Here is a 22,912-nt window from a genome sequence, read left to right as displayed (position 1 = left end):
TTTCAACCAAGTTCGGGCGCCGTGGCGGACGGTGGCGGCCAGCGGCTGGATCTCCAGAATGAGGACGAGCTCGACGGCGACTGAGCCGGCGGACTGCCTGTCGACGAGGATCTCCAGGTTCGGGCGGTAGGTGTGGGTGGTTTCGTGGGCGAGCAGCTCGACGATTTCCTCGGGGCCGCGCCGGGAGCGGAGCGGAGGTGATCGCAGCGGCGCCAGCCGGCGACCGCCGCGTCACCGAGATCGATGTCGAGCAGGCCGTCGACGGCCTCGGCGATTCTCGGCAGGGCGATACCGCGCACCAGGTCGCCGAGCGCCGGTGCGGCTGTGTGCAGTGTGTGGTCGGAGCCGACCTCGCGCAGGCGGGCGGTGAGCTCGGCGCAGCCCATTTCGCGGGATCCATTGTCGTAGACCACGGCTCGTGCGGTGAGGGTTTCGGGGAACATCAGCGTCGGACCTCTCACACGGTCGTGATGGGTTCGGCCCACTCATCCCAGGTGGGCCCTTGCTTTCGAGCGCAAGATCAGGGTCATGGAGGCTGGGGGATGTCGCCGCGGGAGGCTGCGGCATCGAGCACGGACGGATATGACCGTGGACCGCATTGCAGGCCCGGTCGGTTTCGCCACCGGCAGTTCCCTGCGTCCGCACCTGCATGATTCGATCGGTGTCTCGCCGCTGGCCTATCGCCGGACATTTCGCGCGGAAGCGGATTCGCTGGGCTGAATCGCTGTTCGGCGTATGTCAGCTGGCCAGTGGCTGCCGTGCCGGTGGATCGGCGGCGGGCAGCAGTTCGTGGGTTCGCGTGGTACGCGCGACTATCCGGCCCGCTTTGATGACGTAGCAGCGGTCCGGGCGATCGAGTAGGGCATCGGCGACGCGATGGGTGGACAGGACGACGAGATCCGCGGCGGCGCCGGGGCGGATGCCGTAGCGATCGGCGATCCCGATGACGGCGGCGGCCTGGGTGGTGGCCATGGTCAGGATCCGGGTCAGCTCGGCGGGAGTGGATAGGTGGCTGGTCTGGGCCAGGAACAGGCCGATGTCGAGGAGGTCGGCGTTGCCGTAGGGGGTGAACGCATTGCGAATGTTGTTGGAGGAGTACGCGGTGGTGATGCCCGCGTCCCAGAGCTCACGGATCGGTGCGATGCCGCGGCGGATATTCGTGGTATCAGCGCGTCCGCCGAGATGTATGTCGGTGGCGGGCAGGGGGACGACCGCGATGCCTGCTGCGGCCAGACGGTTCAGGGTTTCGCGGCGCTGCCTCGGTGGCTGTCCAGCCAGGGAAGTCATGTGGCCCAACGCAACTCGGCCTCGCATGCCGGTGCGCTCGGTGACCTCGGCGATGTAGTCGGCGAGCGCGAAGCGGGGATCGGTCGCGTCGTCGGCGAAATCGGCGTGGATATCGATCGGGACGTCGAATTCGGTGGCCAGTTCGAAGATGAGATCGATATGGCGACGGCAGTCGGCGACGGTCGCTTCGTTGTAGGCGCAACCGCCGATGACATCTGCGCCGCGACGCAGGCTTTCGCGCAGCAGGTCGATGGTGCCCTGGGCACGCAGGATGCCTTCCTGCGGAAAGGCGACGATCTGCAGGTCGATTCTGCCGCGATATTCCTCGCGCAGGTCGAGTAGTGCCTCGACGCCGAGCAGCCCGATGATCGGGTCGACGTCGGGATGGGCGCGAATCGTGGTGGTGCCGTTCGTGATCGCCAGGTCGAGAACGCGCCGTGCCCGGTCGCGGATCGACGCGCGGGTGAAGGTGCGCTTGAGTTCGCCGGTGACCGCGATCGCCCCGGCCAGGGTGCCGTCGAGGTTCGGTCGTTCGCGGTCGAGCAGTGCCTTGTCCAGGTGCAGGTGTGATTCGATAAGTCCCGGGATGACGACGCGTCCGGCGCAGTCGATTTCGTGGTCGGCACGCCCGGGCGGTAGGTGGTCGAGCTGGATGATGACGCCTTGGTCGATGACGATGTCGACCAAGGCCGCGTCGTCGGCGATGCGGGCGTCGCGCAGCAGCAGATCCGCCATGGGCAACCTCCGGGAGAAGAACGGACAAAGGTTGTATACGACCCTCGTGTTTCGTTCCGCCGCGAGAAATGCGACGTCTGGGTTACCGATCCTGTTGCGCCGCTGGATCAGCGGCGCGGTCGCGGCGCCGGTATGCCGAGGTGGCGTGGGCGATATGTGCGGCGACCACCTGGGTGGCGCGCTCCGGATCGCCGGCATCGAGTGCGGCGCAGATCTCCTCGTGCTCGTGCCAGGAATCCTCGGCGCGCCTGGGCAGTTCGACCGCGTATACCCAGGCGATCTTCCAGCTGAGCTGGGTGATCAGCTGGCTGAGCAGGGTGCTGCCCGAGGCCTCGGCGAGCACCTCGTGGAAGCGGCTGTTGAGTCGGGTGAGCTCGTCGAACCGTCCGTCGCGCACGGCGTCCTGGCCGAGTTCGGTGAGTTCCTTGAGCCTGCCGAGTTGCTCCGGGGTGCGGCGCACGGCGGCGCGGCCCGCGCACAGCGGTTCGAGCAAGGCGCGGATTTCGAGCAGATCGGCGGCGTCGGCCTCGGTCAGTTCGGCGACGAAGGTCCCGGCGTATGGGCGCGACCAGGCGAACCCCTCGGCCTCCAGGGTGCGTAGCGCCTCGCGCACCGGAACTCGGGATACGCCGTAGCGCTCGGCGAGGGTGTCCTCGGTGAGCCGTTGGCCGGGCGCGAAGACGCCGCGGATGATGTCGTCGCGAATGGCTCGGCACACTTGTTGCGGAGTCATTCGCCGGGTGGTGCTGCTCACATGGCTCCCACAGCGCGCTGGGTGGTGTTGTTCCGAGCGACCTGCAAGCAGTCGCTGGCCGATTCTTTCGAGCGCCCCTGCAAGCAGTCGCTAGCGGTGGCGGACGACCGAGAGCAGTGGTTGTATACGATCCACTCCTCAACCGTCGGATCGGATGCCATGAATTTACTACAGTCGCGTGCCGGTGCCCGCTCCACAGACATATACCTTCCCGCAGATCCCGACCGGATCTCCTGGGGACTACTGCCGAATTCCCTCGCCAATCCGGTGATCACGGTGGACTCCGGTACGGCTGTGTGTTTGGACACGATCAGCCACGAAGGCATACTCGAGGATCAGGGCCGGGATCCGGCGACCTTCTTCGCAGCGTGTGGGATCACAGAGATCCTGGCTGACACCGCGGAGGTGGCACGCTCGGTCGTACACGACCCGAGCGTGCACGGGCCGCACGTGGTGACCGGCCCGATCGCGGTGCGCGGTGCGCGCCCCGGCGATGTGCTCGAGGTCGAGGTGCTCGAACTGCTGCGGCGCGCGCCCTACGGCGTCATCAGCAATCGGCATGGCAAAGGTGCACTGCCCGGCGAATTTCCGCAGCTCGGGGACCACGATCCGGATGGTCCGGTGCCGCCGGTGTGCACGATCGCCACCGTCGACGCGGCCGAGCGCGGGGTGATAGATGTCGGTGACGGTCGTGCGCTGCGCTTTCCGCTCGACCCCTTCCTCGGCATCATGGGCGTGGCCGCGGCCACCGAACAGGCTGTGCATTCGGTGCCGCCTGGCCGGCACGGCGGGAATATCGACGTGCGGATGCTGGGAGTCGGTGCGCGGCTTTACCTTCCGGTTCAGGTGCCGGGCGCGATGTTCTACGCGGGTGACCCGCATTTCGCGATGGGCGACGGTGAAGTCGCGCTCACCGCCTTCGAGGCCCCGCTGCGCGCCACCGTGCGACTGACACTGCACGCCGATCCCGGGGCGCGGAAAATGGCTGCCGCCCTGGCTCTTCCGTATGCGGAGACCGCGACCGACCACCTGCTGCTCGGCCTGGACACCGATCTGGACGAGGCGGTGAAACAGGCCACCCGCAATGCCATCACGTTCCTCGGTGCGCGCTATCGGATACCCCCGGCCGTCGCGCTCGCGTACCTCAGTGCCGCAGCGGATTTCCGCATCTCTCAGGTGGTGGATGTGGTGAAGGGCGTGCACTGCTGTGTCAGAAAGAGCCATTTGGAGGGGCTGTGAGCGAGTGCATCCGGTTCTCCGCGTCCGAGCGCGGCGCGGTGGCGCCGTGAACGGCTGATCGCCGGAGTCTCGCGCCGCGCCGCCCGCGGCCGTCTTCGTGGACCCGTTGGAAGGACTTCATGGATGGATCTCCCACATCTGGCCCTACTGCTCATCGCGGGTTTCGGCGCGGGGGTATGCAACGCCATTGCCGGGGGCGGCAGTCTGCTCTCATTTCCCGCACTGCTCGCCACGGGACTGCCGCCGGTCGCCGCCACGGTGACCAATTCGGTGTCGGTCTGGCCCGGCTATTTCGGTGGTGCGGCGGCGCTGCGACGGCGACTCGACGACTATCGCGCGCTCGTCCCGCGTCTGGTCGCGACCGGGGCGGCCGGTGCGGTGGGCGGCGTGATCGCCCTGCTCGCCGCGCCGCCGCAGATCTTCGCCGCGCTGGTGCCCTATCTGATTCTGTCGGCGACGGCACTGTTCGCCGCCCAGCCGTTGGTATCGCGGAAGTTGACCGCGCGACAAGGTGATTCCAGGACAACCCTGTTCCTGGGCGTATTCCTCGGCGGTGCCTATGGCGCGTATTTCAACGGCGGCATGGGCATCGTCGTCCTCACCACACTCGCCCTCGGCATCGACGCCACGATCACCAGCCTGAACGGTCTGAAAAGCATACTGACCCTCACGGTTTCGACGACCGCCGTGGTTGCCGTCGCATTGTTCGGCCCCGTGCACTGGCTCTCGGTCGCGGTCCTCGCACCGGCCTGCCTCATCGGCGGCGTCGTGGGCGCGAAGCTCGCCGACCGGCTGCACCCCAACGCTTTCCGCGCCGTGGTCATCATCTTCGGCGTGGGTGCGGGGGCAACGATGCTGCTCAGCTGACTACTCACCCTGAATACCGAGAGGACGCTCAATGAACAACCTGCTGCTGCGAGGCGGACGCCCCTGGATTCCTGGGCTGCCGACCGACACCGCGGATATCCTCATCGTCGACGGACGGATCGCGAAGATCGCGCCCGCTCTGGATGCGCCGGACGGCGAGATCATCGATCTGGCCGGCGCGCTGGTACTTCCTGGCCTGGTCGATACGCACTGCCATCTGGACAAGACGCTGTTCGGCGGCCCATGGGTACCCAACACCGGTGGCCGAACCCTGCCCGGGCGCATCGCGAATGGTGAGGGCCGGCGGGCCGAACTCGGCCTGCCCAGCGCGGACTACGCCGCAAACCTGTTGGACGCCATGATCAGCGGGGGCACCACACAGGTGCGCAGCCACATCGATATCGATCCGGAGGTCGGTCTGGGCGGTGTGGAAGCGGTGCGGGAAGCCGCCGCGCGGCACGCGGATCGGGTGGATGTCGAGTTGGTCGCGTTCCCCCAAGGCGGGCTGCTGACCCGACCGGGGACCGCCGAGTTGATGGCGTCGGCGCTCGCGGACGGTGTCGAGGTCGTCGGTGGTCTCGATCCGGCGGGCTATGACCGTGATCCGGTGGGGCAGCTCGATGTGATCTTCGGCCTCGCGGAACGCCACGGCGCGAAGATAGACATTCACCTGCACGACGGCGGCGCCCTCGGCGCTTGGGAATTCGACCTCATCATCGAGCGCACCCGCGCTACCGGCCTGGCGGGGCGGGTCACGATCAGCCACGCGTACGCGATGGGCGCCCTCGCACCCGATGAGCAGCGGCGAGTCGCCGAAAACCTCGCCGAGGCAGGTGTTTCCATGGTGACCTGCGCGGTTGGCGAGGCGCCCGTCGTGCCGGTGCGGGTCATGCACGACGCGGGCGCCACCCTGGCGCTGGGAAATGACGGTGTGCGGGACCTGTGGACCCCGTACGGCGATGGCGACATGCTGCGTCGGATCAACAGCGTCGCGTATCGGGACCGGCTGGTCGCCGATCCCGAGATCGAGTTGGCCTTGCTCGCCGGAACCTACGGTGGCGCAATGGTTCTCGGACTCGATGACTACGGGCTCATGGCCGGAGCATCGGCCGATCTGCTCGTCGTCGACGCACCGACACCGGCGGCCGCGGTGGTCGCGCTGCCGCCTCGCAAACTGGTGCTCAAACGTGGCCGGATCGTCGTCCGGGACGGTGTGGTCGTTACCGAGAAATAAATTGTATACGAAACAGGCGTGTAATCGCGCCGACCGCGTTCGGCAATCACCCGCCGATAGAACTAGTCCATGAGCACAACGGCTTCTCCAGCGTCGACGACGCAGGGCGCATCTGCGTATACGACCGCTGCCGACCGCAGTCCCGCGGATGCCGCACCGGCCCTCGCGTTCCGCGGCGTATCCCTGACCTTCGAGAACGGCACCCAGGCGCTCGCCGATATCGACATCGCTATTCGCGATGGTGAATTCGTGTCACTGGTCGGCCCGTCCGGCTGCGGTAAGTCCACGCTGCTGCGGCTGGCCGCCGGTTTCGAGCGGGCCACCGCGGGCACTGTCGACGTCGCGACCGCCCAACTCGGCTATGTATTCCAGGAGTCGACCCTGCTGTCGTGGCGCAGTGTGCTGCGCAATGTCGAACTGCCCGCCGAACTCGCGGGCGTGGACAAGGCGACCCGCCGGGCTGCCGCCCGCGACGCCATCGAGCGGGTCGGTCTCGCCGGGTTCGAGAAGCACAAGCCCGCACAGCTTTCCGGCGGTATGCGGATGCGCGCCTCCATCGCGCGCGCCCTCACCGTGCGGCCCGAACTGTTCCTGTTCGACGAGCCCTTCGGCGCGCTGGACGAGATCACCCGCCAGCGGCTCAACGAGGAGGTCGGGACGCTGTTCCGCCGTGATGGTTTCGCCGGGGTGTTCGTCACTCATTCGGTAGCCGAGGCGGTCTTCATGTCCACCCGGATCGTCGTGCTGGCCGGGCAGCCGGGCCGGGTTTGCGCCGATATTCCGGTACCACTGGGCTTTCCACGCGCACCGGAGCTACGGTATACGGCCGAGTTCGCCGATATCGCCGCCGATGTGTCCGCCGCGCTGCGCGGCTCCGGACAGGCGGTTGCCGCATGACCGCCGCCACTGCGGGTCCGGTCACGGCGGCGACCGCGAGTCAGATCGAATCGGCCACCGGAAAACGGTACCGGCGCACGCCGATCGCACCGATTCGCATCATCGCACCGGCCGTCGTTTTCGTCATGGTCATCGCGCTGTGGTCGATCGCGAGTCACTTTCTGCTGGCCGAAGAGTCGCGATTCCTGCTGCCCGCACCCGAGGCGGTCGTGTCGCACGGTCTGCTGGATTCGGTGGCGCGCACCGAGATTCTGACCGCGCTGTGGTCGACGGTGCAGGTGGCGCTGGTCGGGCTCGGCATCGCCATCGTGCTCGGCGTTGGGTTCGCGGTGCTCATGAGTCAGGCGCGGTGGGCCGAGTATTCGCTGTATCCGTATGCGGTGATCCTGCAGACCATTCCGATCCTCGCGGTGGTACCGCTGTTCGGTTTCTGGTTCGGCTACGAGTTCGGCAGCCGCGTGATCGTATGCGTGATGGTGGCGTTGTTCCCCATCATTACCAACACGCTGTTCGGCCTCAAATCGGTGGCTGCGGCCGAACATGATCTGCTCACCCTCCACGGCGCCAATCGCTGGCAGCGCTTGCTGAAACTGCAACTGCCCGCGGCGCTTCCGGCCATGATCTCCGGGTTCAAGATCTCCGGTGGGATGGCGGTGATCGGCTCGATCGTTGCCGACTTCTTCTTTCGCCAGGGCCAGCCGGGCATCGGTCGCATGATCGATGTCTACCGCCAGCGCCTGGCCACCGAGGAGTTGCTCACGGCGCTGCTGCTGTCCTCGCTGGTGGGTCTGATCCTCTTCTGGTGCTTCGACTTCCTCGCACGGCGCGTCGACCGCGCACATGGTGTCCGTCGCGGCAGGTAACGCCGACCCGCTTCGCTCTGCTCCGAACCCGCTCGACCCCAAGGAAATCCCGTGAAGAAACGCCTCCTCGCCGCTGCCGCGCTGTCCGGCACCGCACTGCTCACCGCCTGTAGCGGTGCCACTTCTACACCCGCACCGACCGGCAGGGGTGAACTCGCGGGCGTCTGCCCCTCGACCGTCGTGATCCAAACGGACTGGTACGCAACACCGGAACGCGCCGCCGCCTTCCAACTGGTCGGACCCGATGGCACCGTCGACGTCAAGAAGGGCGCCTACTCCGGCCCACTCGGCGATACCGGCGTCAATGTCGAAGTGCGCCTGGGCGGTCCCTTCCTCGGTGGGCAGCCGGTTCCGGCGCAGATGTATCAGGACGCCAGCATCACCCTCGGCATGATTCCGACCGATGAGGCGCTGCAGGCGCGCGGAAAATTCAATGTCACTGGCGTTTTCGCATCTCTCGATATCAATCCGCAGATCGTGATGTGGGATCCCGCGACCTATCATGTCGAGTCCTGGAACGACGTGGCCGCGACCGGGGCGACCGTCGTGTACAGCGAGGGCAAGATCTACATGGACTACCTGATCGCCAAGGGCTACATACGGCCCGAACAAGCCGACGCCTCCTTCGACGGGACGCCGAGCCGGTTCGTCGCCGAGCGCGGCAAGGTGATGCAGCAGGGTTATGTCTCCAATGAGCCCTACCGCTGGGAACACGATGTCAAGGGCTGGCTCGAGCCGACGAAGTATCTGCTCGTGCACAAGGCGGGCTACGAGATCTACCCGCATCAATGGTCGGTCCGCAGTGACAAACTCGCCGAACTGAGTCCATGCCTGACCAAGCTGGTCCCGAAACTGCAACAGGCCGAGATCGACTACGTGACCAACCCGGAGCCGACGAATCAGGCACTGCTGCGCATCGCACAGACCATTCCGGACGGTCCGCCGATCACCGCGGCGGGCAATGCGAACTCGGTTGAGGTTCAGCTCGCGGAGAAGATCGTCGGAAACGGAACCGATGACACCCTGGGCAATTTCGACACCGCCCGGGTCGACCGCGTCATCACCGCCGTGACCGATACGCTGCGCGGTCGTGGTCAGCAGGTTCCCGACGGCGTCGCCGCCGCCGACCTGGTTACCAACCAATTCATCGACCCCGCAGTCGGTTTGCGGGCCCAGTAGTCCGCTCAGGTCGCCTCGGGTACGGGGAGCCCGAGGCGGGCGACGAGCCAGGGGAATGACGAGGTCAGGTCCGCCCTGCCGCCGTGGGCAGCGACCAATGCCGGGCTAATGGTGGGTTTGTGACCGAAGGGCTGGGTGAAAGCCGTTGACCGCCGCTACTCGGACCATTCGTTGGTGCAGTTCGCGAGTGGCCTGATCGGCGAGCGGATGGGTCGAGCGGTTACCGGCCCATGCGCAGTGCCCGCCGACGTACACCGCGCGTAAGTTGCGTGTCGAGCAGGCCAAGACGTAGGTGGCGACCGGGTCCCAGACTGGTCCAGTGTCGGGGTCGAACGGATCGACGATGATGAAGTCCGCGTATTTTCCGACCTCCAGCGAGCCGATTCGGTCTGCTGCGCCGATGGCTGATGCCGCGCCGAGTGTGTGCAGTCGGAGCATCTGTGCCGGTGTCAGGATGGCTGCGTCGCTGTGCAGCGCGCGTTGGGTGTACAGGCCGGTGCGCATGTTTTCGAAGGGGTCGGACACGTCGGTGCACGATTGATCGTCCAGCCCGATCCCTACACGCATGCCGGTGGCCGAGATCCTTGGTATATCGGCGATCCCGGATCCGAGGCGGCCGTTGGACATCGGCTGCCACACCATGGCGCATCCGGTCTCGGCCGCGCGGTCGATCATTCGGTCGGTGGGATGGACGAAGTGGCCGAACGCGAAATCCGGGCCAAGGACTCCGGCTTCGTCGTACCAGTCGAACTTGGCTTGCTGGATGTCGAGTTGTTCCGCGGTTTCGACGAAATGGGCTTGGTTGGTGACACCGTGACGGTCCATCATGGTGCGTTCACGCTCGGCGGTGGCAGGCGAGGTCGACCACTGTACGGATCCGTAGACCGATCCCCCCAGGTAAAGATTCGGCGGCACCGTCGTTTTCGCGTAATCCATCACCGCACCGAAGGTCCCGAGCGCTTCGTCTTCGGGCAGTTGCTCATCGTCGAGGCGGACGCTGGCGACGAATCGGATGCCCGCGTCGCTGGTGGCGTCGATCTGGCGGGTGAGAAACTCGAGCGGCCGAACAGCGGCGGCTTTCATGCTCGATGAGGCGTAGTCGAACAGCGCCAGCACCCGGCTCTGGGTGAAGTTGTAGGCCGAGGTGATGCCGTTGGCGAGAAAGTCGAATGACCCGGCCAGGGTGAGCCAATACAGGTCCTCGGCGCCTGCGGCGAGCAGCATCTCGGTGTTGCGGGTGACCCACGGGTAAAGCGTGCTGTTGGCGGCGACACCCCGCATTCCTCCGGTAAAGATATGGCTGTGCGCGGAGACGAACCCGGGCCCGACCATGGCGCCCGCCACGTCGCGGACCTCACCACCCTCCGCAGGCGGATCTCCTTCTCCGACACCGGATATCCGGCCGTCGGCATCGACGGTCATCCAGCCGTGCAACCACTCGCGATCTCCCCCAACGGGCAGCAGCGTCGCATTCTTGATTGTCAGTACGGTCATCCGACGCGTCCGGGATCGAAGGTGCTGACCTCCGGGATGGCCTGCACCAGGGAACCGACTGTGCTCTCGAATAGTTCGGCGCCGAACGTGGCATCCGCACCGGTCGGATCGCCGATCACGCCAGACGCGGCGAAATCGTCGGCGAGCCAACCGAATCGGACCCGTTTACCGAATCCGACGTGCTTGTGGCCCGCGATCGAGTGCGGTACAGCGGCTTTCGCCTTGGTCATATCGACGAGATCGGGGCGCACGTGCAGCATCATCGACGTCTCGGCCCATCCGGCGTGGATGCCGAAACCCTCCTCCGTCGGCCCCGGCCGGGCAGGCGATGCGTAGAGGAAGGTCTGCAGGTCGAATCGGCGGCGCAATTCACGTAGCGCCACCTCGAGCAGGGCCGAGTTGCCGCCGTGGCAATTGACGAACAGGACCCGCCGCGCCGGCGTCGCGGCGATGCTTCGCCCCAGATCGACTACGACGCGCATCATCGTCTCCGCCTGCAACCACATCGCGCCGGGCAGATTGGCATGCTCGTCGGACTTGGTATAGCCCAATGCGGGCAGCAACCATACGTCACTGCCCTCGGCGGCGGCGCGATCGACCGCGGCGCCGGAAACGGCCTCGGCCAGCACCAGATCGGTGCGCAGCGGCAGATGTGGGCCGTGCGGTTCGATCGCGCCGGTGGGCAGCACGAGCACGGAGTCGCGGCTCAGCGCCTCGGGGACTTCGGCCGTGGTCAGATCGGCGAAGTGCCGGGTGGATGTCGTCACCGCTGCCACCTTCCTGGATTGAGCAGACCGTTCGGATCAGTGCTGCGCGCCAGCGCCCGGACCCGATCGGCGTCGAGATCGACATAGGACTGGTGCGGCGAATGCACAGCGACGCCGAGCGCCTCCAGCGCGGGCACCCCCGCGAATACCTGTTCGGGATCGCGGTAGACGCCGTTGATCATCCCGAACATGGTCTGATGCCCGACTTCCAAGTGCAGCATCCCGCCGTCATAGACGTCCTCCACCTCCCGCAGCCGGGTGACGAGCGCGTCGCCTTGGCATTCCATGTGAAAGTAGGTGTCCGGCACGGCCTTCTGCAGCCACCAGGTCGGGTGGTTGTAAGAGAGGGTGCTCAACCGCATCGTCTGCGCCAGCCCCTCGCGCACCGCCTCGATCCGGCCGCCACCGGCCTCCAGCACCGCAACCGTCTCGTCGAGCGCCGCGGCGTCGACGATGCCGCGGACACTGGCCCTGCCGTGCACCAACGCGGGGTCCGACGGCAGTGCGTCGACGATCGTCGCACCATCGGCGGACAACAGCCGCGGTTTCGGTTCGATCGACGCGGCGCGCATGGCGGCCGGGAAGGCCTCGTAATGGGACCCGAAGCTGGCGTACACGCACCTCCAGTCTTGCAGCGGTTCCAACCGGACCGTGGCCGAAACGATGATCCCCGCCACTCCGTAGGTATGCACCATCGGCTGTGCCGCAGCACCTTCGAGGTGGAGAAGTTCGGCATCCTCGTGGCCGTAGACGACATCGACGGATTCCACGAAACCCATGTGGTTGCGGCCGTGCACGATGGTGCCCGTGCCGGCGGAGCCACCGGCCAGAAATCCGCCGAGGGTGGATTGCGCGGTCGACGGGTACATCCAGAGCTGCCGTCCGGCATCCCACGCGGCCTGCTCCAGGTTGATCATCCTGGCGCCCGCCTCCGCGGTGATGGTGGTGTCGGTGAGGTCCCGGATAACGGCCAGTGAGGTCATGTCCATGACAAGGCCGCCGAAGCGCGGCACCACCTGGCCGTAATTGCCGGTGCCCTTGCCGCGCGCGGTGATCGGTACGCCGCGACGCACCGCAGCCTGCACAATCGCCGGAACCTGTTGGGCCGTCTTCGGATAACACACCGCGTCCGGCCGCCCGAGGGGTTGCTGGGCCGAGAGGATCGGGCTCATCCCCGACCCGTCACGGGAGGCGCGGTCCAGAGCGCGGTCGAGGGTGCTCACGCCGCGCGGGCCGAGCAGCGCGAGCAGGTCATCGACCAGGCCGTCGAGTTGCTCGGGCCCGAAGTCGGGACGATCACCGGCCTCGATCATGGCGGCGGTCACGACGCGAATCCGATCTTGGGATCGATGAATCGGTCTGTCGCGATCTGTTCGGTCGTCAGTCCTTGTGGGACCGAGACTTTCTGCTCGGTGTAGATCGGCCGGGTGATGTCGATGACCCGCTGAACTCGCGCGGCGTCGAAATCGCCGACCGTGGCATTGCCGCCGTTGCCGACCACACCGGCCTCGCGCATCCGCTTCGTCGCAAAGGCCGCGTTGCCCGCGTCGTATACCCAGCCGGTGTCGTACTTGTCGACTGCCTGCACGATCAGATCGTTGGCCGTGGCCGGATCGGCGAAATAGTCGAGCTCGGCTTGCTGCATCACCGGAACAAGGCGTTGCAGGCACGCCGAATCGGCCTCCAGCTTGCCGGACCGGACCGCGAGCGCGGACTTGTACTCTGGGTATCCGGAGTCGTGCAGCAGCTGGTAGGCCACCGGCTTGTGCCATTGGGGGATCTTCTGTTCGTAGAGATACGGTTCGGCGCTGATGAACCCCTGTTGCGCCTTGGCGCCACCGGCAGCGACGAAGTTGGCCGGTGTGCCGTCGTAGCTGCCGTCCACCTGACTCTTGTCGAGAATGCCGGCACCGGTCAGATAGTCCATATAGGCGGCGCCCTGGAAGTACAACACGGTCGCCTTCGCGGCCTTCAGGTCGCTGATGGAGTGCACATTCGGATAGGTCGCCGGATCCCACATGATCATCTGCGGGTTGATCTCCAGCGGTGCGAAGACGCCGGTGGTCGGTTTGGTGGCCGCGGACTGGATGGACTGGTCGGTGTCGACGAAGCCGAGCATGATCGAGTCGTCCTGATACATCTGCGATGTCACGGTCTGGAATCCGATCGCGGGGCCACCGGCGCGGATCTCCAGGTCCACCCCGGTGTACTCACCGTGGGCGAAAAGCGGACCGGTGACCTTCTTGCCCGCGGCGTCGATCGCCGGGTTCGGACCGAGTAGTTGATAGAGGCCGCCGTGTTCGGCCTCCGGGTTCCAATCGCTCTGCACCACGATTTTTGTCGGGCAGACCTGCTTCAAGTCGATCGCGCCGATCGGGCCGCTGTAACCGGAAGTTGCTGTCGGGCTGTCGGTTTGGGCACAGCCGGTCAGTACGGCGAGGCCGATGACGGTCGCCGATACGGTCACGCGGGCCGAACGCGGCAGACTAAGTATTCTCATGTTTCTCCCAAAGGGGCGCAGCGGCAGGGTGGGATTTCAGTTGCGGGCGGAGTCGTACCAAGCGCCGACCAGCCGGCGAGACAGCCAGCTGAAGAACGCGAAAACTACGACGCCGAGGCCGGAGGCCAGCAGGATCGAGGCGAACAATTCGGGTGACTGCAGCCGGGATCGGTAGTTGTCGATCAGGATGCCGATGCCGGGATCGCCCTGCTTGAAGAAGAAGTCGCCGACGATCGCGCCGACCACCGCGAGCCCGGCCGAGATCCGGACACCGGCGAAAATGGCGGGCATCGCGGCCGGGAACTCGAGCTTGCGCAGCACCGTCATCCGGCCAGTGGCGCGCAGCGCGAACAGTTCCCGCAGGCCCTTGTCCACCGATTTCAGCCCGAACAGCGTGTTCGACACCACCGGGAACAGGGCGATCAGCACGCAGACGAACACCCGCGCGGTGAATCCGAAACCGAACCAGAAGCCGATCAGCGGAACCAATGCCAGGATCGGAATACACTGCAGCACAACCGCATATGGAAACAGAGCAATCTCCGCCCAACCAGCTTGCGCCATCAGTACCGCCCAGACGATCCCGAGGACCACGGCGATCACCAGACCGGTGCACGCCACGGTAGCGGTCCGCTGCAACGCCTCCCACATATCCGGCGCTCCCGGACCGAGCAGGCCTTCGGTCACCACTTCGTGTGGCGGCGGCATCAGAAACCGGCGCGACGGTGCCAGCACTGTGTAGGTCACGAGGTACCAGGCGCCGATCACCATGGCCAGGACCGCGAGCGGAGCAAAGACCGTACGCAGTTTGAACGTGCGCGCCGGGGCGGTGGTCACAACGGACTCGGATACTTTTGCGGCAGTGAGTATTTCGACGCTCATGTGTGACTTCCTCGCAGCGCCTGCGAGACTCGGCTCGCGAGTGCGGTGAACTCGGGGGTGAAGCGGATATCCGGTCGGCGCGGAAAGTCGAACGGAATGTCGATCTGCTCGACGATGCGGCCCGGCCTGCCCGACATCACCGCGACGCGGGTCGAGAGGTACACGGCCTCGGTCACCGAATGCGTGATGAACAGGCCCGCGAAGCGGCGGTCGTCGAACAGTTCGGTGATCTCGTCGCCGAGCCGCTGTCGCGTGATCTCATCGAGTGCGCCGAAAGGTTCGTCGAATAAGAACAACTCGGGATCAACGGTGAGCGAACGAGCCAGCGACACCCGCATCCGCATACCACCGGAGAGCATGCGCGGCAGGTGTTCGGCGAACCCAGCGAGACCGACCAACTCGATGGCATCGTCGGCACGGCGATAGCGTTCGGCCTTGGCCATGTGATCGAGTTCGGCCAGTAGCGCAACATTGTCGCGCACCGAGCGCCATGGCAGCAGGGTGGCGTCCTGGAACACATAGCCGATCCGATTCGCCCCGACTTGGGTGTAACCCCCGGTCGCGGACTCCAGGCCGGAGGCGATTCGAAGCAGCGTCGACTTCCCGCATCCAGAGGGCCCGACGACGCTGACGAATTCACCGGCCCGGACTGTCAGATCGACGCCCGAGAGCGCGACCGTGCCGTTGGGATAGGTGAGTTCGGTCGATTCGAATCCGAGCACCTGACTGCCGGGGCGGGGCGGGGCGGCGCTCATGGTTGGCATGCTGGACATCAGACCTCCAGTACTGCGAAATCGGCTGTGCGATGGTCGGTTCGGCTGATGGATACGATCGCGCCGTCGCGAATGACGATCCGGTCGGCAGGTGCGTTCGCGACAACATCGAGCAGACTGCTGCCGCGTACGGCGAGAAATTCCGCGCGGGCACCGGGTTTCGCGCCGGCCTCGGGCAAGCCGAGCACCGCGCGCGCTCCGTCGGTAACCAAGTGCACGGCCACTTCCGGCGCCAGATGACCGGCCGTGATCAGCAGTGCGGCCGTTTCGAGTGCGTCACTGCGGCCGATCGGGTTGAACGGATCGCGGACATTGTCGGCACCGGCCGCGACGGGGATGCCCGCATCGAGCAGCGCGGCGAGTGCGGTCAATCCGCGCGGCATAGCGACCGGGTCATCCCAGCCCTGCAGATACAAATTGGTGATGGGCAGGCTGACGATCCCCACGCCACTGCGCGCCACCGTGGCCAGCAGCGCGCCCAGTTCGTCCGCGGCCATGGTGCCGAGCCTGCAGCAGTGCCCAGCGGTGCGCGTCCGGGCGGCGGGCCACCCGGCGACCCGCTCGGCGAAGTGGGCGAGTGTGTGGTGGTCGCCGCACAAGAACTCGTCGACGTGTAGGTCGGCGCCGACTCCGCGGGCCTCGGCAATGTCGAGTAGCCGGGTGAGTTCGGCGATCGGGTCCGGCGCGATATGCGGTGCGCCACCGATCAAGTCGGCGCCCGCGTCCAGGGCCGCGTGGAGCAGTCCGGGATCGGCCGCCGGGGGTGTCAACGCCACGATCTCGATGTCGACGAGCCCGGACAATCGCCTGCGTACGCTATGCACCGCGCGGATACCGCGCAACGGGTCCGTGCCACCGAGGATATCGACGTGCGACCGAATGGTGGTCGTGCCGTTGCGCAACAGGGCCGATGCCGCCGCGGTCGCCCGACTGCGGAAAGACTCCTCGGTCAGTTCGGCACTGCCCTGGCGCCATGTGTCGATCGCCGCTCCGAGATTGCCGAAGGTCGGCGTGAGCGCATCCCAGCTCAGCGCCTTGTCCAGGTGTGCGTGTGGCTCGGCGGGTGCGGTCAACAGCACGAAACCGGTCAGATCTATTGATGCGTCGGAGGTTTCGTCGATCCGGCCCGGTGCACTCGGGCGAACTGCGGTCACCAGCGAGTGCCCGCCGTCGCGTCCGATGTCGAGATCGACCACCGAGCCGTCGGGCAAGGTTGCCCCGCACAGGCGCGAAACACGCTGCGGTAGCGGATGATCCATGGAGGTCCTTCGAGAGAGAAACAGGTCGTGGTGGCCCGCTCGTGGCTGGTCGGCGAGACGTTAAGGACAGAGCAAATGTTGATGTGATCAACATTTAGCACTATTCAGCCGCCTTGTTTCGGGTAGATGAACGAGCCAGCTACGGTCTTGTTAATTCGCCGACGCGGCAACGGGTGATCTAGCGTGCGGGTGCCCGTCCGTGACGCACTTCGACGATCGGTGGTGGGATATGAAGGTGGAGAACGTGACCAAAAAGGCGCCCGTCGACGCGCAAACCATGCTCGGGGCCGAGATCCGCCGCCGCAGGCGTGATCGCGGACTCACCCTGGTCCGACTGGCCGAGCAGGCGCAGATCTCACACCCGTTCCTCAGTCAGCTCGAACGTGGCCTGGCACGGCCGAGCATGCTGACGCTGGCTCGCATCGCCGAAGCGCTGGGAACCACCCAGGTCGAATTGATGCTGGCGGCGGACACCCGCGGCGGCAAGGACGCCGAAGCGACCGCCGAGGGGCAGGTGATCCGATCCCACGAGGGCGTCCAGCTGCCGCGGGGTATCGCCAGATCGGGGCAGGAAGAGGGCTCGACCCGGCTGCTGGTGCACGGGCGCGCATCGTTCTACCCGCAAGAATTCGTCGACGTGCATGCCGAGTTCGGGCCCTACTTCGAGCACGACGAGGACGAGTGGGTGTACGTCGTCGAGGGGGCGATCGTGGTCGACCTCGGTGACCATGGCCACGCGCGACTCGCCGGTGGTGACAGCCTCTACTACACTGGCGGCACACCACACCGGTGGCGTGTGGTGGACGGCCCGCATGCCAGGCTGATTGTCGTGAAAGCGGCTGGGCGCGAGGCGGATTCCCGTGGCTGGGACAAATAACTAGGCGGGGCCCGTATTTCCTGGAGGCCCTGATGAATGATTCCGACTCCATCACCGTCGTCGTACGCGACCGCCGCCGAGTGGCCGAGAACATCGACGAGTTCACCCTCGGCCACCCGCACGGTGACCGACTACCGCCGTGGCAGGCGGGGGCACACATCGACCTACTGCTCGGCGACGGGATCGTCCGGCAGTACTCGCTGGTTTCCGATCCCGACGACACCATTCTCTATCGGATCGCGGTATTGCGCGAGGCGCATGGGCGCGGTGGTTCGGTCCTGGCCCACCAACTCCTGTCGATCGGCGCAACGGCCTCGATCCGGCCGCCGCGCAACCACTTTCCGCTCGTGCGTGCGCTCGGCTACGTGCTGATCGCCGGAGGTATCGGGATCACGCCGATGCTCGCGCTCGCCGCCGCCGCGCAGCGCAGCGGGCGGCCGTGGCGGCTGATATATACCGGCCGCGACGAGTCGGCCATGGCTTACCTGCGTGAGCTGCGCGAACACTACAGCGATGCGGTGCTGCCGCATCACTCGGTGCGTGCGGGACGCCTGGATGTGGCGGCACTCCTCGCCGATTCGACGCCGGGAACCGCGGTACTGGCCTGCGGTCCAGCAGGGTTGATCGCCGCCGCGGAGGACGCTTGCGCGGGACTCGAGGCGGTCGATGTGTTCGCCGAGCGGTTCGTCGCGCGAGATATCGCGGAGTCTGCCGCGGCCCCGTTCGAGGTGTCCCTCGCGATGTCGGGGCTGACGCTCACGGTTCCGGCGACTCGATCAATACTCGAGGTGGCCGAGGAACGCGGCGTGGTCGCACTCTCGTCATGCAGGGAAGGGACCTGCGGTACCTGCGAGACGGGCGTGGTGAGCGGGGAGGTGGACCACCGCGACTCTGTGCTGTCGCCGGAGGAGCGCGCCGAGGGGGAGTCCATGATGATCTGCGTATCACGCTGCGCTGGAGCACGATTGGTGCTCGAACTGTGAAGCGCTGATTGTCCGGCATCGAATTCGGCGGAACGAACGGAGCGGCGGTACCGGGCCGCTGGGGCTGCCCTTATCCAGACGCTGGGACCGCCTTCGCCGCACCGGGGCGAAGGCGGTCAGCGCGCCGGCCGCGCGATGTCCTGATGCAGGGGGTCAGCTGGTCTTGATGGTCCCGCCGTCGATGACGAGGTCGGCTCCGATGATGTTGGTAGCCTTGCCCGAGACCAGGAACGCCACGAGGGCCGCGACCTCTTCCGGTTCGGAGATTCGGCGCGAGGCGATGCCGAACTGGTCCGGCAGCGCCGCCAGCAGCTGTTCGTGCGAGACGCCCTGTGCGGCGGCGAGCTTCGCGCCGACCCATTCGGAACCGCGCCAGATCCGGGTGCCGACCACGCCGGGCGAGACCGTGTTGACGCGGACTCCCTGCGGACCGAACTCTTCGCTCAGGCGCTTGCCGAAGGCGGTGAGCGCGGCCTTGGCCTCGCTGTAGCCGACCGGCCCGGCGGACGGGAGATGTGCGTTGATCGAGGAGACGTTCACGATCGCGCCGCGACGGTCGAGCAGGCTGGGCAGGGCGGCACGGGTCGCCCAGACGGCGCTGAACAGGTTGACATCCAGGAGGTGCCGCCACTGATCGTCGGTACTGTCGAGGAATCCGCCCAGCGTCAGTTGGTCGGGGTCGCCGCCACCAACGTTGTTGATCAGGATGTCGATGCCGCCGAGCTCTTTCAGCGCGGTGTCCACGAGCGCAGTGGCGCCGTCTTGCGAGCTCAGATCCACCGAAGCGGTGGCCACGGTGGCCTTTTCGAGTTCGGGTGTGATGGTGCGGGCGGCGCCGACCACGCGTGCGCCCGCGGCGGACAACGTCTCGGCGACGGCCAGGCCGATGCCGCGGCCGGCTCCGGTGACGACGGCGGTCTTGCCGGTCAATTCGAGATCCATGGAGACTTCCTTTCTTGAACTGCAGGTCAAAAATTGGGGTATGCGAGAGCCACCGCAATGTGGCGGATCGGTCAGAGGGCGGTCAGGGCGACGTCGATGGTGCGATACAGCGCTTCGGTGTCGCGGGTCTTGGCCATAATGCGCAGACCGACGCTCGTGTTGAACAGGAACTCGGCCGTGGCCCGCGCATCCACATCAGGGCCGATGTCGCCGTCGCGTCGGCCCTGTTCGATCCGGGCGGCCAGCACGGCGACGATGCCATCCTCGATGCCACGCAGGGCCCGGGTGATCTCCTCGTCATGGCCACCGAGCTCGGCGGCCGTGTTCACGACCATACAGCCACGCCGAACCGGCTGTGCGACATCGGAATCCACGGTCTCACGCAGGTACGCGCCGATGCGTTCGCGGGTGCTTCCCGGTTGGAACAGCAGCTCCTCGGCGTGCTCCACGCCCATCCGTCCGTAGCGGGCCAATGCCTGGTCGAACAGTTGCCGTTTGCTGCCGAACGTGTGGTACAGGCTGCCCTTGCCGACGCCGGTGGCCTCGGCGAGTTGTGCGGGAGAAGTGCCGGAGTACCCGTGGGTCCAGAACTCTTCCATTGCGCGCTCGACCACGGTATCGGTTTCGAAGTTCCGTGGCCTGCCCATGCGATGACTCTAAATGTTATTGACCCGTAGGTCAAGAATGCTGATGGCTGCGGCCGTCGACCTTCCGCGTCGCTCAGCCGACAGGCCCGAATTGGTTCCGGCGCAGACCAACCCACCCTCCCGACAGCAACTACCGCCGTCGAGAGTGTCACGGACTCCCGGCCCGTTGCCGGAACCGGCGGCGTATCACCCAATCCGGCGGACGTTCGTCGTCAACGCACTAGACGCAGACGAGTCCACGGACGAGTTCCGCGGCGGTCGCGGTGAACCCGAAACACCGTCGGACGTTGTACGTCGTTGCCTCCATACAGTATTCGGGCGAGGTGGTGGCCACCGCATCGGTGAGCAGCACCACGTCGTAGCCGATGTTCGCGGCGTCCATCAATGTCGACAACACGCATTGATCGGCGTTCACACCAGCGAACAGCAGGGTGTCGACCCGCAGGTTGCGGAGCACGGAATCCAGAACCGTATCGACGAATCCACTCATCCGGTACTTGTCGACGCGAATGTCTGCTGGCGCGATCTCGAGATCATCGACTACGTCCGCGCCCCAACTGCCCGCTTCGAGCACTGCGGTGCTCGAAGCGGTTGCCGCACTGCCGATTCCGACGCCAGTGCCGGCGGGATCGTAGACGTGCAGCACGCCGGGCGGCAGGTTGGCCTGATCGGGCCGGTTGCCCCAATTCACCCACACGACCGGGATGTCGGCTCCGCGCACGGCCGGCAGCGCCGTCCGCAGAGTATCGACGGCCGCACGTGCGGGCGAGACATCGACTCCGATGCGCGCAAGCCACCCGTCGACATGACAGAAGTCGTTCTGCAGGTCGATGACGATCAACGCGGTGCGCGCAAGATCGATGCTCACCCGTTGCGGCAGAGCATCGAGCTCCAGTGAGTGTGGCGGATGGATCGGGCGACGCAGATCCGCATGGTCGCCGGACAGCGACCAGGAGTTTCGGGACATCAGGTGTGGTCCTGTCGGTCGAAAGGTGGAATGGCGAAGGTGAGCAGGGTGGAGTCCTGTCCTGGTCCGGCCAGCAGACACAACCCGACCGGCAGGTTTCCCGCCCGGAGATGGGGCATCGACAACGCGGGCAGACCTGCCAGCGACGCGAGGCAGGTCAATCGCAATGTCTGCTGCCGCACCGCTTCCACCTCCGCCGACGAAGCGTCTCGGCGTGGAGCCGCCGACGAGGCGGCGGGCAGCGCGAGGACGACGCCGGGGGGAAGTATCCGCCGCAGCCGGGTGCTCATGTCGTCGAGCAGGCCGCGTGCCTCGGTCTCGGTTGCGGCGTCGATCTCGCGGCCGACGTGGAATCGAGCGGCGACATCGGGCGCCAACGCGGTCGGCTGAGCGGACACGAAGGTGCCGTGCGAGCGCCAAGCCTCGGCGGCCTGAACCGTGCGGAATGCCATGAGAACCGTGTCGAGCCCGGCGCCGTCGGGGTAGTCGAGCGCGATCGTCTCCGGCGGTGGCAATACGTTTCCAGCGGCCGCATCGCGCAGCGTCAGTGCCTGCACCGCAGCCCAAAAAGATTCGCGTGCGGCAGGATCCAGCAGATCGACCAGTTCCGGTGCCACCACCACCCTGGTGACCGGATGTACTTCTTGATTCGGCAGCAGCGCCCCGCCCGCCCTGGCGAGCAACGTCGCATCGCGGGTGAGCAGGCCCACGGCATCGAAGCTCGGTGCCAAACCCACCAGACCCGTCCGCGCGACCACCCCGTGGGTCGTGCGTAGCCCGTAGAGCCCGCAATATGATGCCGGGACGCGAATCGAGCCCGCGGTGTCGGTGCCGAGGCCGATATCGGCGAACCCGGCGGCGACCGCGGCCGCCGGACCGCTGCTCGACCCGCCGCTGACTCGATGCGCCGCAACCGGATTCGGTGTCGTGCCGTAGTGAATATTGGCGCCCGCAAGTGAGAATGCCAGCTCGTCGGTGGTCGCGATCCCCGTGATATCGGCCCCTGCCGCCAGCAATGCGGATACCGCCGCGGCGTGACGAGACTCCACCGGCGCTCCCGCCAGCCAGGTCGGGTTCCCCGCTCCGATCGCGTGCCCGGCCACCGCGAACAGATCTTTGACGGCCACCCGCGCATCGCGGAGCGGTCCTCGGCCGCCGCGCACGAGCGGCGCCTCGTCCGGCGCGACACGCCAAATTGATGAGTCTGGGCTGACCGTACTGCCGTCGGTGGGCGCGGCACCGCCGGACACATGCGCCACGGTGATGGTCCATCGACCGCCGCTGTCGCGCTCCCAGACTTGGGTTTGGACACCCTGTGAACCGTCCGTTCGGCGGGTCTCCGCGACGATCGCCGAGGCATCGGAGCCGAGTCTGCGCACATATACCCGCACGAGGGAGCGGGTCGGTGCGCCGGCTCGCCCGGCCCGGAACTCGGCGATCGCGTCGTGGCCGACCAGCGCGGTTGCCGGATCACTGCGGATCGGCCGAGGACCGTCGGCGAATGCGGCGTCCAGTTCGGCGAGATCGTTGGCCATCAAGGCCCTTTCATACCGCGCGAATGCCGAACGTAGGTCGGCGTCGAGGTCATCGAGGGGAGAGATCACCGGTCAGACGGTAGCCATGAATGTTGATGTGATGAACATTGTTCACGTAAAGCTGTTGTGAACCTTTTTGCCGCGACGGGTTGATGGACTGCGACCTTCGCTCCGTTCGACGGTCGGTCCGCAACCTTTACTTCCCGGAAACGCGGCGCCTCTACATTGGCA

The 22,912-nt window shown here is 66.4% G+C and carries 23 protein-coding genes; 9 read left to right on the top strand and 14 right to left on the bottom strand.

Features of this window, described 5'->3' with window-relative positions:
• Nucleotides 1–2 precede the first annotated feature (2 nt).
• Nucleotides 3–461 (bottom strand): hypothetical protein, encoded by a 459-nt coding sequence (locus tag ACIBJI_RS32675; RefSeq protein WP_397087141.1) that lies wholly within the window; start codon nucleotides 459–461, stop codon nucleotides 3–5.
• Nucleotides 462–588: 127 nt separating this feature from the next.
• Between ACIBJI_RS32675 and ACIBJI_RS32670 the strand changes: the two genes are divergently transcribed.
• Nucleotides 589–720 (top strand): hypothetical protein, encoded by a 132-nt coding sequence (locus ACIBJI_RS32670; RefSeq protein ID WP_397087139.1) that lies wholly within the window; start codon nucleotides 589–591, stop codon nucleotides 718–720.
• 18 nt (nucleotides 721–738) lie between these two features.
• Here ACIBJI_RS32670 and ACIBJI_RS32665 read toward each other — a convergent pair whose 3' ends face one another.
• Both ACIBJI_RS32665 and ACIBJI_RS32660 read right to left on the bottom strand, forming a co-directional pair.
• Nucleotides 739–2,022 (bottom strand): amidohydrolase family protein, encoded by a 1,284-nt coding sequence (locus ACIBJI_RS32665; RefSeq protein ID WP_364352837.1) that lies wholly within the window; start codon nucleotides 2,020–2,022, stop codon nucleotides 739–741.
• 82 nt (nucleotides 2,023–2,104) lie between these two features.
• A complete protein-coding gene (locus ACIBJI_RS32660; protein ID WP_396956970.1) occupies nucleotides 2,105–2,776 on the bottom strand; it encodes a GntR family transcriptional regulator in 672 nt (223 codons plus the stop codon).
• A 159-nt stretch (nucleotides 2,777–2,935) separates the two neighbouring features.
• On the opposite strand from ACIBJI_RS32660, the gene ACIBJI_RS32655 reads away from it, so the two are divergent.
• The 6 genes from ACIBJI_RS32655 to ACIBJI_RS32630 all read left to right on the top strand — a co-directional run bounded on the left by ACIBJI_RS32655 (nucleotide 2,936) and on the right by ACIBJI_RS32630 (nucleotide 9,055).
• A complete protein-coding gene (locus ACIBJI_RS32655) occupies nucleotides 2,936–4,015 on the top strand; it encodes an acetamidase/formamidase family protein (RefSeq protein ID WP_364352843.1) in 1,080 nt (359 codons plus the stop codon).
• 123 nt (nucleotides 4,016–4,138) lie between these two features.
• A complete protein-coding gene (locus ACIBJI_RS32650) occupies nucleotides 4,139–4,882 on the top strand; it encodes a sulfite exporter TauE/SafE family protein (protein WP_397087137.1) in 744 nt (247 codons plus the stop codon).
• Nucleotides 4,883–4,913: 31 nt separating this feature from the next.
• Nucleotides 4,914–6,116: an amidohydrolase gene (locus ACIBJI_RS32645; RefSeq protein ID WP_364352849.1), complete on the top strand. Its 1,203-nt coding sequence runs from the start codon at nucleotides 4,914–4,916 to the stop codon at nucleotides 6,114–6,116.
• Between the two features lie 69 nt (nucleotides 6,117–6,185).
• Nucleotides 6,186–7,013: an ABC transporter ATP-binding protein gene (locus ACIBJI_RS32640; protein ID WP_364352852.1), complete on the top strand. Its 828-nt coding sequence runs from the start codon at nucleotides 6,186–6,188 to the stop codon at nucleotides 7,011–7,013.
• The gene (locus tag ACIBJI_RS32635; protein ID WP_396956977.1) at nucleotides 7,010–7,876 is read left to right on the top strand and encodes an ABC transporter permease; all 867 of its coding nucleotides are present in this window, start codon (nucleotides 7,010–7,012) and stop codon (nucleotides 7,874–7,876) included. Before ACIBJI_RS32640 ends, ACIBJI_RS32635 begins: the two co-directional genes overlap by 4 nt.
• Before the next feature lie 51 nt (nucleotides 7,877–7,927).
• Nucleotides 7,928–9,055, top strand: coding sequence for an ABC transporter substrate-binding protein (locus ACIBJI_RS32630; RefSeq protein ID WP_396956979.1), 1,128 nt, complete (start codon nucleotides 7,928–7,930; stop codon nucleotides 9,053–9,055).
• A gap of 105 nt (nucleotides 9,056–9,160) precedes the next feature.
• On the opposite strand, the gene ACIBJI_RS32625 is transcribed toward ACIBJI_RS32630, so the two are convergent.
• Genes ACIBJI_RS32625 through ACIBJI_RS32595 form a run of 7 tightly spaced genes read right to left on the bottom strand, consistent with a single transcriptional unit; the run spans nucleotide 9,161 to nucleotide 16,730 of the window.
• A complete protein-coding gene (locus ACIBJI_RS32625) occupies nucleotides 9,161–10,549 on the bottom strand; it encodes an amidohydrolase family protein (protein ID WP_364352861.1) in 1,389 nt (462 codons plus the stop codon).
• On the bottom strand, nucleotides 10,546–11,316 hold the full coding sequence (locus ACIBJI_RS32620) for a creatininase family protein (RefSeq protein WP_396956984.1): 771 nt from the start codon (nucleotides 11,314–11,316) through the stop codon (nucleotides 10,546–10,548). The genes ACIBJI_RS32625 and ACIBJI_RS32620 overlap by 4 nt, the downstream gene beginning before the upstream one ends.
• A complete protein-coding gene (locus ACIBJI_RS32615) occupies nucleotides 11,313–12,629 on the bottom strand; it encodes an FAD-binding oxidoreductase (RefSeq protein ID WP_396957062.1) in 1,317 nt (438 codons plus the stop codon). The genes ACIBJI_RS32620 and ACIBJI_RS32615 overlap by 4 nt, the downstream gene beginning before the upstream one ends.
• Before the next feature lie 8 nt (nucleotides 12,630–12,637).
• Entirely contained in the window at nucleotides 12,638–13,816 is a 1,179-nt protein-coding gene (locus tag ACIBJI_RS32610) for an ABC transporter substrate-binding protein (RefSeq protein WP_396956986.1), read from the bottom strand.
• A 36-nt stretch (nucleotides 13,817–13,852) separates the two neighbouring features.
• Nucleotides 13,853–14,698: an ABC transporter permease gene (locus ACIBJI_RS32605; RefSeq protein WP_396956987.1), complete on the bottom strand. Its 846-nt coding sequence runs from the start codon at nucleotides 14,696–14,698 to the stop codon at nucleotides 13,853–13,855.
• A complete protein-coding gene (locus ACIBJI_RS32600) occupies nucleotides 14,695–15,462 on the bottom strand; it encodes an ABC transporter ATP-binding protein (RefSeq protein ID WP_396957063.1) in 768 nt (255 codons plus the stop codon). Before ACIBJI_RS32600 ends, ACIBJI_RS32605 begins: the two co-directional genes overlap by 4 nt.
• 8 nt (nucleotides 15,463–15,470) lie before the next feature.
• Nucleotides 15,471–16,730 carry an amidohydrolase family protein gene (locus ACIBJI_RS32595; RefSeq protein ID WP_396956988.1) on the bottom strand — a complete coding sequence of 420 codons (1,260 nt, stop codon included), beginning with the start codon at nucleotides 16,728–16,730 and terminating at the stop codon, nucleotides 15,471–15,473.
• Between the two features lie 199 nt (nucleotides 16,731–16,929).
• On the opposite strand from ACIBJI_RS32595, the gene ACIBJI_RS32590 reads away from it, so the two are divergent.
• Together ACIBJI_RS32590 and ACIBJI_RS32585 are read left to right on the top strand one after the other, a co-directional pair.
• A complete protein-coding gene (locus tag ACIBJI_RS32590; RefSeq protein ID WP_396956990.1) occupies nucleotides 16,930–17,607 on the top strand; it encodes a helix-turn-helix domain-containing protein in 678 nt (225 codons plus the stop codon).
• A 32-nt stretch (nucleotides 17,608–17,639) separates the two neighbouring features.
• Nucleotides 17,640–18,590 (top strand): PDR/VanB family oxidoreductase, encoded by a 951-nt coding sequence (locus tag ACIBJI_RS32585; RefSeq protein ID WP_396956992.1) that lies wholly within the window; start codon nucleotides 17,640–17,642, stop codon nucleotides 18,588–18,590.
• Between the two features lie 153 nt (nucleotides 18,591–18,743).
• Here the strand turns inward: ACIBJI_RS32585 and ACIBJI_RS32580 are convergent, their stop codons facing one another.
• The 4 genes from ACIBJI_RS32580 to ACIBJI_RS32565 form a co-directional block, all read right to left on the bottom strand.
• On the bottom strand, nucleotides 18,744–19,532 hold the full coding sequence (locus tag ACIBJI_RS32580; protein WP_364352885.1) for an SDR family oxidoreductase: 789 nt from the start codon (nucleotides 19,530–19,532) through the stop codon (nucleotides 18,744–18,746).
• A 71-nt stretch (nucleotides 19,533–19,603) separates the two neighbouring features.
• Nucleotides 19,604–20,179, bottom strand: coding sequence for a TetR/AcrR family transcriptional regulator (locus tag ACIBJI_RS32575; protein WP_397087134.1), 576 nt, complete (start codon nucleotides 20,177–20,179; stop codon nucleotides 19,604–19,606).
• A 220-nt stretch (nucleotides 20,180–20,399) separates the two neighbouring features.
• A complete protein-coding gene (locus ACIBJI_RS32570) occupies nucleotides 20,400–21,146 on the bottom strand; it encodes a cysteine hydrolase family protein (protein ID WP_397087132.1) in 747 nt (248 codons plus the stop codon).
• A complete protein-coding gene (locus ACIBJI_RS32565; RefSeq protein WP_397087130.1) occupies nucleotides 21,146–22,750 on the bottom strand; it encodes an AtzH-like domain-containing protein in 1,605 nt (534 codons plus the stop codon). The genes ACIBJI_RS32570 and ACIBJI_RS32565 overlap by 1 nt, the downstream gene beginning before the upstream one ends.
• Nucleotides 22,751–22,912 lie beyond the last annotated feature (162 nt).

The organism is Nocardia sp. NPDC050408 (assembly GCF_044458905.1).
In the GTDB taxonomy this organism is placed as follows: Bacteria; Actinomycetota; Actinomycetes; order Mycobacteriales; family Mycobacteriaceae; genus Nocardia.
Note: the sequence above shows the minus strand (reverse complement) of the source record. Positions and strands in the feature narration are given on the sequence as shown.

What these genes read in the sequence shown, in the direction of transcription:
- ACIBJI_RS32665 (WP_364352837.1), bottom strand. Translation starts at nt 2,022, where the DNA reads ATGGCGGATCTGCTGCTGCGCGACGCCCGCATCGCCGACGACGCGGCC.
- ACIBJI_RS32655 (WP_364352843.1), top strand. Translation starts at nt 2,936, where the DNA reads ATGAATTTACTACAGTCGCGTGCCGGTGCCCGCTCCACAGACATATAC.
- ACIBJI_RS32650 (WP_397087137.1), top strand. Translation starts at nt 4,139, where the DNA reads ATGGATCTCCCACATCTGGCCCTACTGCTCATCGCGGGTTTCGGCGCG.
- ACIBJI_RS32645 (WP_364352849.1), top strand. Translation starts at nt 4,914, where the DNA reads ATGAACAACCTGCTGCTGCGAGGCGGACGCCCCTGGATTCCTGGGCTG.
- ACIBJI_RS32640 (WP_364352852.1), top strand. Translation starts at nt 6,186, where the DNA reads ATGAGCACAACGGCTTCTCCAGCGTCGACGACGCAGGGCGCATCTGCG.
- ACIBJI_RS32635 (WP_396956977.1), top strand. Translation starts at nt 7,010, where the DNA reads ATGACCGCCGCCACTGCGGGTCCGGTCACGGCGGCGACCGCGAGTCAG.
- ACIBJI_RS32625 (WP_364352861.1), bottom strand. Translation starts at nt 10,549, where the DNA reads ATGACCGTACTGACAATCAAGAATGCGACGCTGCTGCCCGTTGGGGGA.
- ACIBJI_RS32615 (WP_396957062.1), bottom strand. Translation starts at nt 12,629, where the DNA reads ATGATCGAGGCCGGTGATCGTCCCGACTTCGGGCCCGAGCAACTCGAC.
- ACIBJI_RS32610 (WP_396956986.1), bottom strand. Translation starts at nt 13,816, where the DNA reads ATGAGAATACTTAGTCTGCCGCGTTCGGCCCGCGTGACCGTATCGGCG.
- ACIBJI_RS32605 (WP_396956987.1), bottom strand. Translation starts at nt 14,698, where the DNA reads ATGAGCGTCGAAATACTCACTGCCGCAAAAGTATCCGAGTCCGTTGTG.
- ACIBJI_RS32600 (WP_396957063.1), bottom strand. Translation starts at nt 15,462, where the DNA reads ATGCCAACCATGAGCGCCGCCCCGCCCCGCCCCGGCAGTCAGGTGCTC.
- ACIBJI_RS32595 (WP_396956988.1), bottom strand. Translation starts at nt 16,730, where the DNA reads ATGGATCATCCGCTACCGCAGCGTGTTTCGCGCCTGTGCGGGGCAACC.
- ACIBJI_RS32585 (WP_396956992.1), top strand. Translation starts at nt 17,640, where the DNA reads ATGAATGATTCCGACTCCATCACCGTCGTCGTACGCGACCGCCGCCGA.
- ACIBJI_RS32580 (WP_364352885.1), bottom strand. Translation starts at nt 19,532, where the DNA reads ATGGATCTCGAATTGACCGGCAAGACCGCCGTCGTCACCGGAGCCGGC.
- ACIBJI_RS32575 (WP_397087134.1), bottom strand. Translation starts at nt 20,179, where the DNA reads ATGGGCAGGCCACGGAACTTCGAAACCGATACCGTGGTCGAGCGCGCA.
- ACIBJI_RS32570 (WP_397087132.1), bottom strand. Translation starts at nt 21,146, where the DNA reads ATGTCCCGAAACTCCTGGTCGCTGTCCGGCGACCATGCGGATCTGCGT.